This window comes from Cupriavidus pauculus (genome assembly GCF_022179805.1).
In the GTDB taxonomy this organism is placed as follows: domain Bacteria; phylum Pseudomonadota; class Gammaproteobacteria; order Burkholderiales; family Burkholderiaceae; genus Cupriavidus; species Cupriavidus pauculus_E.
The window spans coordinates 117,125-130,605 of record NZ_BPUO01000009.1 but is presented as its reverse complement, the minus strand read 5'-3'; the positions used below and the strand labels follow the sequence as shown (position 1 = coordinate 130,605).

Sequence of the window (13,481 nt, the reverse complement as noted above, 5' to 3'; positions counted from 1 at the left end):
GCGCAGACATTTCAAAAATATCAAAGAAGTAATTTCTTCAAACCTGCCTGCGAGCGGGTTGACGGGAGAATTGGGTTGATTACGCCAGTCACACTAGCGGACCGGACGTTTGCCGTCCGGCGTTTCATGATCGGCACGCTGCTGATGCGTGCCCTTCTTGCCTTCCTGCTGGCGCTCGTCGCACCGCAGGCCTTTGCCAAGCCCTGCACGATCAATGTCAGCGCGCAGGCGTCCCCCACCAAGACAATCTACGAGTTCAACGCGACCGATAACGCCACCTGTGACAATGGGCTCGGCTACGGCAGCTACTGGGGCATTGCGGACGGTGTCGGCGGCTTTGCCAACTCCGGCAGCGAGGACACGTACTTGCCAACCAGTCAGGGCGGCCGTTTGTACGTCTTTAGCGGCGCGATTCCGGGCAGTTCGAACCCGGGCATCCAGCAGTCGGGTTTTATTTACTATCCGCCCCTCGGCTTCACCGGTACCGACACCGGCACGTTTTACACACAGAACACAGCCGGCGGCCCCTGGGTCGCCAACGGTATCGTGAACTTCATCGTGCCCGCTGGCGCGAGCCAGCCCACGGTGACAGCTGTCTCGCCCAACAGCGGGACTACCGCAGGCGGCACGTCGATCACGATTACCGGTACCAACTTCACCGGTGCCAATGCTGTGACCGTCGGCGGCATCAGCGCAACCGCCATCACGGTCGTCAGCGCAACCACCATCACGGCAGTCACCCCATCCGGCACACCCGGCACCGCCGACGTGCGGGTCACCACGTCGAACGGCACGAGCCCCATCAGCGCGAGTGCCAAGTTCACGTACGTAGCGCCCAATCCGCCGATCGCGGCACCGTCGTCCGCCAACGTCGCCTATGGCAGCAGTGGGAATGCCATCACGCTCGCCTTGTCGGGCGGTGCACCTACGCAGATCAATCTCATCGGCGCGGCGAGTCACGGCACGGTGTTCATCACGGGCACGAACGTCACCTACACGCCGAATATCGGCTACGCCGGCCCGGACAGCTTTCTCTACAACGCACAGAACAGCGCCGGTGTGTCCAGTCCGGCAACGGTGTCAATCACCGTAGGCTCGGCGACGGTCACCTATGCGCCCGCCAGTCCGGCGCTGGCCACGGCTGGCGGTGCGTACAGCGCCAGCGTTGCAGGCGCGAGCGGCGGAGCTAGCCCCTATACCTATACGGTGTCCTTCGGCGCGCTGCCGCCGGGGCTGACGTTGAATACCAATGGGTCGATCACAGGCACACCGAGCGGAGTTGGCAACTTCCCGTTCCAAGTGCGCGCAACCGACGCCAGCACCGGCACCGGCCCGTTCTGGGCGACGAGCGGCATGTTGACGCTCAATGTCGCTACGCCAACGTTGTCGATGTCGCCGGCTCCGGGCGCGCTGACAGGCTCCGTCGGTGTCGCTTACACCCAGGCTTTCACGGCCGCGGGAGGTACTTCGCCGTACACCTACGCGCTGACCGTCACTGGCGGCACCATGCCGGCCGGCCTCAGCTTCAATACTGCGACCGGCGCGTTATCCGGTACACCGACTTCGGCGGGCGCGGTGTCGTTCAACGTAAGGGCGACCGACAGCACCAGCGGTGGCACGTTCTCGGTGATCAGCACTTATACGCTGACGGTGGCCGCACCCACGGTGACCGTCGCTCCCGCGTCGCTGACGAATCCGCAGGTTGGCGTAGGCTACACCCAGACCATCAGCGCGAGCGGCGGCACAGCGCCTTACACATTTGCGGTAACGGCGGGCTCCCTGCCGCCGGGCATGACGCTCAACCCCACGAGCGGCGTCGTTTCCGGTACGCCGACGGCGGCGGGCACCTTCAACTCGACGATCCAGGCCACCGACAGTCATGGATTCTCGGGCTCGCAGGGATATGTACTGACAGTGATCCCGCCGGCCTTGACGCTGCTGCCAGCGACGATTGGCAGCGCGGTGGCAGGCACGGCCTTCAACCAGACCTTCACGACGTCCGGCGGCACCGCGCCTTACACGTATTCGATGACCGGTGCACTCCCGGCAGGTATGACGTGGACCACTACCGGCGTGCTGTCTGGCACGCCGACCGCGACCGGTTCGTTCCCGATCTCGATCACCGCGACCGATTCCACCACAGGTGCCGGTCCGTTCCCGGTCACGCGTAACTACACGCTGACCGTTGTGGCCGGCGGCGTGGTCGTCGCGCCAGGCTCGCTGACGGCGCCGGTCCTGGGCATCGCCTACAACCAGACCGTCACGGCGTCCGGCGGCGTCGGCCCGTACACGTACTTCATCTCGATCGGCGCGCTGCCGACCGGAATCGTGCTGAGCCCGTTGGGCGTGATCTCCGGTACGCCGACGGTGGCAGGCACTTTCAATTTCACCGTTCGGGCGGCTGACAGCACGACGGGCAGCGGTCCGGCCGTCGGCACACAAGCCTATACGTTCACCGTCGCGGCACCGGCCATTACGCTGACGCCGCCCACGTTGCCCGCCCCGACGATTGGCGCGCCGTACACGCAAGCCGTCACGGCCAGCGGCGGCATCGGGCCATACACGTTCTCGGTCAGTGCGGGAAGCCTGCCCACCGGCCTGGTGCTGAGCCCGGCAGGTGTGTTGTCCGGAAGCACCACGGCGGCCGGGACGTTCAACTTCACGATTCGCGCGACCGACAGCAGCGCGGGGCCGTACAACGGCACCCAGGGCTATACGCTCACAATCGGTGCGCCGACCATCACGCTGCATCCAGCCACCCTGCCCGATCCGGCGGTGGGTATCGCCTATAACCAGACGATGACCGCAAATGGCGGCCTTGCGCCGTACACGTACTCGGTCTCGGCGGGTACGCTGCCCGCCGGTCTGACGCTCAATCCAAGTACCGGCGTGCTCAGCGGCACCCCGACGGCGATCGGGGCCAGCGCGTTCACGATTGCCGTGATGGACAGCAGCACCGGAACGGGCGCGCCGTTCCAGGCCACGCGCGCGTTCAGCTTGAATACGACGCAGACCGTGCCCACCGCGCCGCCGGTGGCGGCGACGACCGGCTCGAACGCGCCGATCACGATCAATGCCACCGCCAATGCGACCAATGGTCCATTCACGGGTGTATCGATCGTATCGCCCCCCGCAACGGGCACAGCGCGCGTCGAGGGGCTCAACATCATTTTCACGCCGGCCGCGACGAGCGCGGGCGTGGTGACGTTCGCGTACGCACTGCAGAATGCGGCGGGCGCCTCGGCACCGGTGCAGGTGAGCATCACGGTGACGTCGGTCCCGATTCCGATCGCGCAGAAGCAGGCCGTCACGGCGGCGGGCAAGGAGGTGGTCGTCGACATTACCGAAGGGGCTACCGGCGGCCCGTTCACGGGTGCGGCGATTCTCTCGGTCTCGCCGTCCAACGCGGGTTCGGCGGTGCTCGCGGCCGCGGCACCGAAGCAGACTGCGTCGGCGTCCGCGCAGGGTTCGGCCAATCAACTGCTGGCGGGCCAGACCTACACCGTGACTTTTGCTCCTGCAGCGGCGTTCGCGGGCACGGCGGTCATAACCTATACGATCAGCAATGCCTCGGCGACGTCAGCGCCGGCCGCGCTGCAGATCTCGGTGGCCCCGCGTCGCGATCCCTCGACGGACCCGGACGTCTCGGGCCTGATCAACGCGCAGATCCAGGCAGCACGGCGGTTCGCCACGGCGCAGATCTCGAACTACAACCAACGTCTGGAGCGCCTGCACGCGAACGGCCGCGCCGCGTTCACGAACAACCTGACGGTCGTGATGCCTGCGGCCGCGGGTAGTCCGCAGCAGTGCCAGGACATCCAGAGCCTGTCCGCGCGCGACATGTGCCAGCGTGGCGTGGTCACACAGTCCACCCGGAACAACCAGCGCAGCGGCAGTGGATTCGGCACGAACGGGCTCGCCGCCAACAAGGCCGTCACGGGTACAGGCGATGCGGCGGTGATCGGCGCTGGCAGCACTGAGACCGCCAATGCATCCGGCCGCAATAGCGCGCCGGAAGGCGTGCTCGGCAAGCTTGCCGCCGGCACGCTACTGGCCGCCCTGCCCGGTTCTCCCGATGGCTTCGGTACCGCCATGGCCGGCGCGCCGGACCTGCCCGGCGCGGACGCAGCGGGCGCCGGTGGGAACGATAGCAGCGATGCCCGCCTGGCGTTCTGGACCGCGGGCAGCGTGGACTTCGGCTTTGCCAATGTGGGCACGCAACGCTCGGGCTTTCGCTTCACCACGGGCGGTGTAACGGTAGGCGCCGACTACCGCGTGTCTGACCAGGTGACGGTCGGCGCGGGCTTCGGCTACGGGCGCGATGGCACCGATATCGGCTCGTCGGGTACCCATAGCAGTGCCGATGCGTACAGCATCGCGCTGTACGGCAGCTATCGTCCCACGCCGTCCTACTTCATCGATGGCGTGGCCGGCGCGGGCCTGCTGCGCTTCGACTCGCGCCGCTGGGTCACGGAAGAAGCCGCTTTCGCGAACGGCCAGCGTGACGGCCATCAGCTGTTCGCCTCGCTGTCGGCGGGCTATGAGCATCGCGGCGACCGGTGGCTGTTCTCGCCGTATGCGCGCATGCTCGTCGCGGAGAGCAAGCTCGATCCGTTCTCGGAATCGGGCGCTGGACTCGGCGCGCTGACGTACTTCGGCCAGACGGTGACCACGGTCTCCGGAGCATTCGGGATGCGTGCCGAGTTCGCGAAGGAGACGCGCTACGGGATGTTCCTGCCGTTCGCGCGCGTCGAATATCAGCATGACTTCGAAGGACAGAGCGCCGCCAATCTCGCCTATGCGGACCTGGCGAGCGCCGGTCCCGCGTACACGGTGTACGGCACGCCGTTCGGCCGCGATCGCATCCAGGTAGGCCTGGGTGCGAAGCTGCGCACGAAAACCCTGACCTTCGGCCTCGACTACAACGTGCTGTTCGGCATGACCGGCCTGCAGCAAGGCGTGCGGCTGACGTTCACCGCACCGTTCTGACCCACGTTCCCGCCGCCATCTTCGGATGGCGGCGGGAAGTCGGGTCATCGCTGGCGTAACGGCATCTTCGGATGACCCGCTTTAGACCTGGATGCGGCCATTGCCGTCGGAACATATGGATGGCCGAGATGGGTCGATATGCGGCCTGTCGTTCCCGGAGACCGGCTGCCGCAACTCCTTCGCCGCTGCGTGTCTACTGGGCGCAACATCATCAAAATTGATGATGCGCCATCGCAGGCCATAAGTCGATCATTCCAGAACGGGTGTGTGTGCAACTCGCCCGCTACCACTTTCAGCCCTCGCCTACCCGGCGCGAGGGCTTTTTCTTTTGCACAAATTATCCAGAATCAATCGTCCGCTACCGATCAATCAACTGCCACTCTGACTGGCTGGATAGCAAGTCGCCGAAGGGTCGTTCAGAGACTGCTGACCATGACGACGGCGAACCGGCCGGCCGAGGCTGGCCATAATCGGTCGGTCGCCAGAATAGAAGAGTCGGCATTCGAAAGGCTTGTTCAGTTTGAAACCTGCCGGATGGGCAATGGAAGTCCACCGCGACTACATGCCCAGTGGTTCCGTCAGGCGGCGTACTCTCATGCGACCATTACCCGATTGCGGCCTGATTGCTTTGCCTGATAAAGCATGGCGTCAGCGACCTTCAGTAATACGCTCAACTGCGCGGGACTCTCTGGAATGCCGGCGGCCACGCCAATACTGATAGTCACAACCGGCGCCGCGCTGTTCTCGGCGTGGGGAATTTTCCTAGCCTCGACGGCCTGTCGCATTTTCTCCGCGAGCAGTGCTGCATCCGAGCCATCCAGGCCTGGCAGCACTGCTACGAACTCTTCCCCGCCAATACGCGCAACCAGGTCGTTGGTACGTAGAACCGTTGCTTGCAGCGCCTGTGCCACTTGTTTGAGGCAGTTGTCGCCGCATTGATGACCATAGTAGTCGTTGTATCCTTTGAAATGGTCGATGTCGATCAACAAGACTCCCAGAGGAAGAGGCTGCCGTGCAGCACGCTGCAGTTTGGCGGACCAAACGATGTCGAATTTGCGTCGATTCGGTATGCCTGTCAGCGCATCGCGCTCACTCATGTCGCACAGCATGGCGTTGGCCTCTTCGAGCTCTTGCTCACGCAGGAAAAGCATCCTACGTTGACGCTCGGAGATGTAGCCCGCCGATCCGCCAATCAAATTGGCGGAGACAATGAAGAAATCGTGGCTGATTAGAATGTCTGGCGGATACTCCATCATCACGCCGAACAGCGCGTTGTACGTGACAAACATCACCGAATCGACGCCGAGAGCGTAGACAAAGCGGGTTCCCACGAAGTTGTAAGTGTAGAAAGTCGCCAACACCATCATGGGGTAGTAATAGGCAGAATTTTCGATGGGCAAGAGGCATTGGATGCCTATCACGCCCATCCCGGCCGCAAGACCAACCGCCGCCAGCAGAGGGTGGCATAACGACTTGAAGTGGCGGGTAAAGGTTAGGGCCAGAACGAAAACCGGCATGCACAGGGCGGTAAGACGGATGAGCCAAACATCTGCGGCATGCGCTGGTGGCACCAATTTGTGATCCAGGATTGCAGCCAGTACATAGACGAATATCCCCACCAGCATCGCTGTTGTTCCCTGGTAGCGCGTGCGCTGAGCCGAGGCCTGAGACAGCGCCTGTTCCAGAGCCATATCCGAAAACGCGAGGGTTAGGGGGTGTAGCGTGACGTGGTCAAGCTTGTAGGGGGAGCGCTGCGGCATGCTTGTCGATGAGACTGGAGGCCGGATGGGTAGGTCGGAACGGAGGCGGCGGTAGCCTCCACAGAACACTGGTACACATCTATGCCGGCGCAATTGTCGGGAAAAGAAACTTGTACTAAGCGGGAAGGCCAGGCGAAAACACTCAATGTATTGCCCACCATACAACACTACAAATACCTAATATGCATTAAATTTACTACAGACTTTAGTTTCATTGAAATGCATCAAGAGGCAGCCCCGCCTCCCCAGACCTCGTCCGTTGTCTGAAGCGAGACAAGGATGGCAGCGTGCCCCATACCGAAACCCTGATGGATTCGGTGCGTCTTGGGCAATACCGGAAGCGTCACGCATACCGCCAGGCCTCCGCCCTCCCGATTGCCGAGGACAATATCGCCCGCATGGGCACGAATGACGGCGAGCGCGGATGTGAGGCCTAGCCCCATACCGCCGGTGGAGCGGTTTCGCGATGGCTCCACGCGATTGAATACCTTATCCAGCACATCGGTGGGGATGCCGGGGCCGCGATCACTGATGACCAGCGTTATCGCTTCCGGCGTGCATTGTCGCGGCCAAGTTGCCAGGCGGCGTTGAGAACAGCCCGGTCGTGGAAAGGAAGACGCAGATGACATACGGGGCTTTCGCAAACTATGTGTTCTAGTCCGCTGACCGTAGGTGTCTGAGACTGGCCATCCCCTGCCGATATCGGTCGTGTGCGTGACGGCGTGACGGCGTGACGGCGTGACGGCGTGACGGCGTGACGGCGTGACGGCCGACTATAGCGTGGCGAAGGAGGGAACGATCGTGAAAGACGTCTATCTCGGTGAGCTCACAGACTACCCTCGGTGGTCCGCATCGATCTGGGACGCCAGGCGACATCGAAGTCGTGCCCGATGCGCGGGACTGCCATGACTGGGAGGCGGCGCAGGCACGACCGTGCGCGGCATGCTCGCGCTTGCCAAGCAGCACTACGGTTGGCTCGATCCGTTTGTCTGGGCGGGAAAGGAACTTGTCGTTCGCAACGACGCGGCCACCGGCTACGTGCGCTCACGCAATAAAGCGGCGCTGCTCAAGTCCATCCAGGCGGCGGCAGACCTCTGTCGAGCGTGAACCTGCCCTGCATAGATCATCCTGGTCGGTAAAGAAAACGCCCGCGCGAGGCGGGCGTTGTTCACAGCGGCGGGCTTTACCATCCTGGTGAGGCGTATATCGCTCGCCCAGGGCGGCACCCTAGTGGAGCGGCACGTACGACGTAACCACGCGGACTGGCGCCGCACCTGCGAGCGCATCCACCGAGATCGGCGTCAGCATCTCGTCGGCCGCGACGCGGTAGCGCGATACGCTTTGGGCGGAATAGTTAATCACGTAGGCAAACTTCTTCTCCATGTCGAGCGTAATCGACGATGCGCCTGCGCCCGTGCTTGCCGGAGCTGCGGGGTAGGTCGTCAAGGTCCTTCCAGCCCCCTGGAACGCGCCATAAACAACTTGGCTGAGGTTGGGCGAAACACCATAGACTACGGAGCCTGACGCCGAAAAAGCTATGTCCGAAAAGCCGCCAGACGCAGTGGCCCAAGAGCCGATCAAGTAATCTGGATCCGTAGCTGGGTCATTGAAAGCCCCAACGCTGACATACGTACCGCCAATATATGACGTCAAGAATGATCGGCGATCAGGGGACACCGCGACTTGGCTTACGCTACCCGCAGTACAGAGTCCATATCCTGAAGACGCAATCGACTTGTCGGACTGGACTGTCATCGTGGCCACGCACCCACCGAACCCCATCAGGAGAGCGTCGCCTGAGGGCTGTACGATGACCTTTGATACCGCCGAACCGAAGCCCGCAAAGGTTTTCGTTGGCGTGAACGTCCCGTCAGTCAACAGGCTGATCGTGGTGAGCGCCCCATCTAGGTGCCCGACGTACGCATAAGCGCCATCCGGCGAGAAATCCATCGCCTGCGGCCCAATCCCGCCGGTCGCTGCGGTGATCGCGTTCGCCGCATCTAGCGCCCCATCAGCAAGGATCGGGAAAACCGTGGCGGTCGCCGCACCGGAGTTCAACACGTACGCGAACTTACCGGATGGGGAAATCATCAGGCTGGCGGGGCTGGCGCCCGTTGGTACGCTCGCGGTGCTCATCGGATTCAGTTTGCCGTCCGCACCGATCGTGAACTGCGACACCGTATTGGAGCCTTGATTCACGATGTATGCGACTTGATTGACCGAACACGTGACTGTGATTGTCGTCACGTCCGCGGTCACCACGCCCGACCCGCCGCTTACCGCGCAAGTCTGCCCAGCAGGCTGTCCGGAAACGGTTGCCTCGAACGACGTGCCTTGTTCGACCCGGGTCGGAAACACGAATGCGCCATCCGCACTCACCGTCATCGGATCGCTGTTGTTGTTCTTCAGTGTGACCTGCTTGTTAGCGGCCAGTCCGGTCACGTTGCCACCAACGGCATACTTAACCGGAGCGGATGGGTTGGGCTGCCCGGGTTGTTGAGGCGGTTGCTGTGTGGGTAGCTGCGACACGGTGCTGTCGCCATCGCCGCCTCCAAAGCATGCGGCCAAAACAAGCGCAGGAACGATAGACGCAACGCGCTTGAAAGCAGGGGTGAGTTGTCTCATTTTTGGTTTGGTGGTCTTCGCTATGTCGAGTAAAGCTGCGAAAGTGTAGCGGTTATGCTCCAAACCACAATTATTGGTAATCCCTTTTTTCTGGTGCAAATCATCGATATCGGCGTTTCACGATCATGAAGCGCCACGCGGCTGTTTCCCCATGGAAAGATTCACTCGTCATTGCAAGCAAGCCACTTTCTAAACCCCGCTTCAGAGGGGGGGTGATGTTGGTAAGTTGCAACGCTACTGCCAGTCATTTCACTGATTAGCATGGTCGGGATGCTTGCGCGGCTACGTTGGGTCGCAGTCTGGGCGCCGTGTCCCCGCCGCGAATTCCGGGCAATAATCGCCCCTGAATCTACCTGGTGCGCTGCCACCTAGTCCGACTGAACGCAGCAATATTCTGGGAAGGGCTATCTTCCTATTTCCTACCCCGACCGGTGACAGATCCCGTTGTGGGGCTGCGTCCGTCTGCACGATGTGGAGTTTTCCCATGAGCAATGCGACGCAGCGCTGCGGCGACCTTCTCGCGCGTTGCCTTGCGCATCTTGCTCTTGCCGTTCTCGATCTCGGCATAGCCGGGCTGGGTGATCGACGCTGGACACCGGACACCCACCATGACCGCTAAAGGGTTCGGTAGGAGGCATCGGAACAAGTGCCGGTGGACGGCTGCAAGGGGTCGACCAGAGACTGCCGTGCACAACCACGGCCAAACGGTCTGCCGAGGCCGGCCACAATCCGACATCCGGTGGTTCTTTTCATGCTGTTGCTGGTCGCGTCGGCCGTCGCCACGGCCATCCACCATTTGGCGTTCGTGTGGGCTGCTTCAAGGAGGATTCACTCCCACACCTTCAGCCTGCGGTAGCTATCCGAAGTTCGTTCGCCGTCTCCAATGAACCGGTGTCCGCGCGAAGGGCCCCAATATCTAACATCTTTTGGACACGCCATAGTGGAATGCGATGTCCTTCGCGTCCCCGTTGGGAAACCAAAGCAATATGAACCGCGCGGGTTGTTAGTGGCGAGCGGACAACTAGCATCCGATATCCGTTCGACATCAGTTTTAGGATTTCGCGTTGCCGAACAGAAAGCGCCATAGAAAGTAAACCACCGAGGTGGTCGGCACTCCATCGCGCGGCAAAATATCTGCACAAGCAAGCTATTATCAGTGAAGACGAAAATGCTTGTTTGACATCCGGGGACGATTGCTTGTCAATTCGGGACATTTAAACGAAACGTATTGAAATGTTCGCCCCATAACTAGGTTGGATAGCGGAGGCCACGTGCAATACGGCCAGGAGTTCGCGGCCTAAATCTCGTATTCAAGAGAGTGCCGTGAGTACCGAACGCGAGGAAATGGGAGCGTTGGACGCGCTGACTGCTCGTCTTGACGTCCAAGACCTCAGGCTGCTGCGGCATAGCGACTAACATGCACCATCATCCGGATGACTGCTTCAGACTTGGGAGCTGGCGTCACCGTTGATGCAGACGCTCGGCCGACATGGGTCGCGAGCCGCCCACCGAGCCGCGTCAGCCTGTCAATGTGGGCCGCCGACCGGGTCCGGTCACAAAGGGGCATCGGAAGAACATGATGTCAATGGCCGCTTCTTGGCCCGAAAGCGCTACCGGATCAGCTTGTCGCCATAGAACGAGAGGCAAGAACCACGTCACGACAGACCCTGGATCACCCCTCCTGGCGTAACGCCACCAGCGGCGTTTGCTGTCCCGATATTGCTGCTGAGGCGGCAATGACCAGGTCAGCAAAGCGCCGCTCATCGTCCGCACCTTGCCAACGCGGCTTGGCCACGGGAATGTTTACAGCCGCATGCGCGACGCCGCTGCGATCGACCACTGCAGCCGCAACAGAATAGTCACCGAGCAGGTATTCCTCCTCGGTAAGCGCGTATCCGCGCTCGCGAATGGCGAGCAGGCGAGCAGGCGAGCAGGCGAGCAGGCGAGCAGGCGAGCCAGAATATGCTCAGGCTGCGTCACGGGGCGGGGATCCCAACCAGCAGCAACGGGAATTACGGCGTCTCGGCAGAGGGATGCCAAATTCGAGTCGAGGCGTCGTCACGCAACGTTGGTCGCGATCGTCATGGGCTCCGCTTTTTGGGTCGGGCGCCGCCTGCCCCACTGTTCCCGGTTCTGAGGCGCCGGCGCCACGAGTCCTGCACCGTTATCGCGCCCACCACCCCGGAATTGGGGCGCCGCTCGCCCGTGCCCCTCGCCCGGGGCATTCTCTAGCCATAACCCGTCCACCGGCCGCCAACGCAGACCCGACAATGGATTTCAGCAGTTTTCGGAGCCACTGCCATCTGCTGGCACAGCGCTTGCTCATCTTGGATCCAAGAAGGGATTTTCTCTAGGACCCAAAGCCAAAACCCCATGATGACCAAGCCTCATGCCGCCTCCGCGACGGACGCGCACACTGCCGATCCCGCCAATGCTTGGATCACCCGTTTCGCCGCGCCGCTGCGGGCGCCAGGCACGCAGGGACGGGGCCCGCTCGCCGGCCTGACGTTTGCCGCCAAGGACAACATCGATGTGGCCGGCGTGCCGACCACGGCGGCCTGTGCCGAATTCGCCTACACGCCCACGCGCCACGCCACCGTCATCACGCGCCTGCTCCAGGCCGGCGCCGCGCTGCAGGGCAAGACCAATCTTGACCAGTTCGCCTGCGGGCTGAACGGCAGCCGGTCGCCGTACGGCGCCGTGCCAAATGCCTTCGACGCGCGCTACGTGAGCGGCGGGTCAAGCTCCGGCTCGGCCTATGCCGTCGCCACCGGCGAAGTCGATTTCGCCCTCGGCACCGATACCGCCGGCTCGGGACGGGTGCCGGCCGGCCTGAACAACATCGTGGGGCTCAAGCCGAGCAAGGGACTGATCTCGGCGTTCGGCGTGCTGCCCGCCGCGCAGAGCGTGGACTGCGTGTCCATTCTCGCGCGCACGGTCGCCACCGCGGTCAAGGTGCTGGAAAACGCGGCCGGCTTCGACCCGCAGGACCCGTACTCGCGCCGGCTGCGCATGGTGACCGAGCCGTTGCCCGCCACGTTCCGCTTCGGCGTGCCAGCCCAACCCGAATTCTTCGGCGACACGCTCGCCGCGCAGGCGTTCGCCGACGCCGTGGCCGATCTCGAAGCCCAAGGTGGCCGCGCGGTGCCGATCGACTATGCCCCTCTCGCTGAAACCGCCTCGCTGCTGTATGAGAGCGCGCTGGTAGCCGAGCGCTACGAAGCGGTGCGCGCGTTCTTCGACAAACAGGAAGACGCCGTGATCGAACCCGTGCGCTCTATCCTGCGTGCCGGTACGGGCTACGACGCCGCCGACCTCTACACGGCCCAACACCGGCTGCAGGCGCTTGCGCAACAGGCCGGCGCCATGTGGGAACAGATCGACGTGCTCTGCGTGCCGACCGCCCCCACACATTGCACGCTTGACGACATGCTCGCCGAACCCGTGGCGCGGAACCGCGAACTCGGCCAGTACACTAATTTCGTCAACCTGCTCGACTACGCGGCCTTGTCGATGCCGGCCAGCATCCGCCCCGACGGCCTGCCTTTCGGCATCACGCTGATCGGCCGCGCGGGCAGCGACTGGCAATTGGCCGACCTGGGCCAGCGCTTCCACCACGCCACCGGCCTCGCCCAGGGCGTCACCGGCGAGCCGCTGCCCGCGCCGGTACCAGTGGCCGCGCTGGCGCCGTCGGCGGCCACGCACCTGCCACTGGTAGTGGTAGGCGCGCATCTGTCCGGAATGCCGCTTAACACGCAGCTCACCGAACGCGGCGCACGCCTGGCGCTCGCCACCACGACCGCGCCGCGCTATCGCCTCCACGCGCTGCCTGGCACCACGCCGCCCAAGCCAGGCCTGGAACGTGTGGCCGCTGGCAGCGACGGCGTCGCCATCGCCGTTGAGGTCTGGCAGGTGCCGCTGCACGCCGTCGGCAGCTTCCTTGCGCTGGTGCCGCAGCCGCTCGCGCTGGGCAGCGTGGAACTGGCCGATGGTAGCTGGGAGCACGGCTTCGTCTGCGAAGGCCACGCGCTGGCCGGCGCCACCGACGTGACAGCGCACGGTGGCTGGCGTGCCTACGTGCAGTCGCTTGCCGCCGCCTAGTCGCAC

At 63.2% G+C, this 13,481-nt stretch carries 8 protein-coding genes; 4 read left to right on the top strand and 4 right to left on the bottom strand.

The features are described from left to right. Positions 1 to 75 precede the first annotated feature (75 nt). Complete coding sequence (locus MFF62_RS19875) at positions 76 to 4,989, top strand: putative Ig domain-containing protein (RefSeq protein ID WP_238264851.1); 4,914 nt, start codon at positions 76 to 78, stop codon at positions 4,987 to 4,989. A gap of 593 nt (positions 4,990 to 5,582) precedes the next feature. Here the strand turns inward: MFF62_RS19875 and MFF62_RS19870 are convergent. Then, positions 5,583 to 6,749, bottom strand: coding sequence for a GGDEF domain-containing protein (locus MFF62_RS19870; RefSeq protein ID WP_238264850.1), 1,167 nt, complete (start codon positions 6,747 to 6,749; stop codon positions 5,583 to 5,585). 224 nt (positions 6,750 to 6,973) lie between these two features. Then, positions 6,974 to 7,378 (bottom strand): ATP-binding protein, encoded by a 405-nt coding sequence (locus MFF62_RS19865; RefSeq protein WP_238264849.1) that lies wholly within the window; start codon positions 7,376 to 7,378, stop codon positions 6,974 to 6,976. A 313-nt stretch (positions 7,379 to 7,691) separates the two neighbouring features. Here MFF62_RS19865 and MFF62_RS19860 point away from each other — a divergent pair, with 313 nt between their 5' ends. Next, a complete protein-coding gene (locus MFF62_RS19860; RefSeq protein WP_238264848.1) occupies positions 7,692 to 7,856 on the top strand; it encodes a hypothetical protein in 165 nt (54 codons plus the stop codon). A gap of 120 nt (positions 7,857 to 7,976) precedes the next feature. Here the strand turns inward: MFF62_RS19860 and MFF62_RS19855 are convergent, their stop codons facing one another. Next, the gene (locus MFF62_RS19855; RefSeq protein WP_238264847.1) at positions 7,977 to 9,473 is read right to left on the bottom strand and encodes a beta-propeller fold lactonase family protein; all 1,497 of its coding nucleotides are present in this window, start codon (positions 9,471 to 9,473) and stop codon (positions 7,977 to 7,979) included. A 385-nt stretch (positions 9,474 to 9,858) separates the two neighbouring features. Here MFF62_RS19855 and MFF62_RS30800 point away from each other — a divergent pair, with 385 nt between their 5' ends. Further along, positions 9,859 to 9,993, top strand: coding sequence for a hypothetical protein (locus tag MFF62_RS30800; protein WP_283205359.1), 135 nt, complete (start codon positions 9,859 to 9,861; stop codon positions 9,991 to 9,993). Between the two features lie 1,053 nt (positions 9,994 to 11,046). On the opposite strand, the gene MFF62_RS30930 is transcribed toward MFF62_RS30800, so the two are convergent. After that, positions 11,047 to 11,283, bottom strand: coding sequence for an IclR family transcriptional regulator domain-containing protein (locus tag MFF62_RS30930; RefSeq protein ID WP_404990799.1), 237 nt, complete (start codon positions 11,281 to 11,283; stop codon positions 11,047 to 11,049). Between the two features lie 464 nt (positions 11,284 to 11,747). Here MFF62_RS30930 and atzF point away from each other — a divergent pair, with 464 nt between their 5' ends. Then, positions 11,748 to 13,475 (top strand): allophanate hydrolase, encoded by a 1,728-nt coding sequence (gene atzF / locus MFF62_RS19850; protein WP_238264846.1) that lies wholly within the window; start codon positions 11,748 to 11,750, stop codon positions 13,473 to 13,475. Positions 13,476 to 13,481 lie beyond the last annotated feature (6 nt).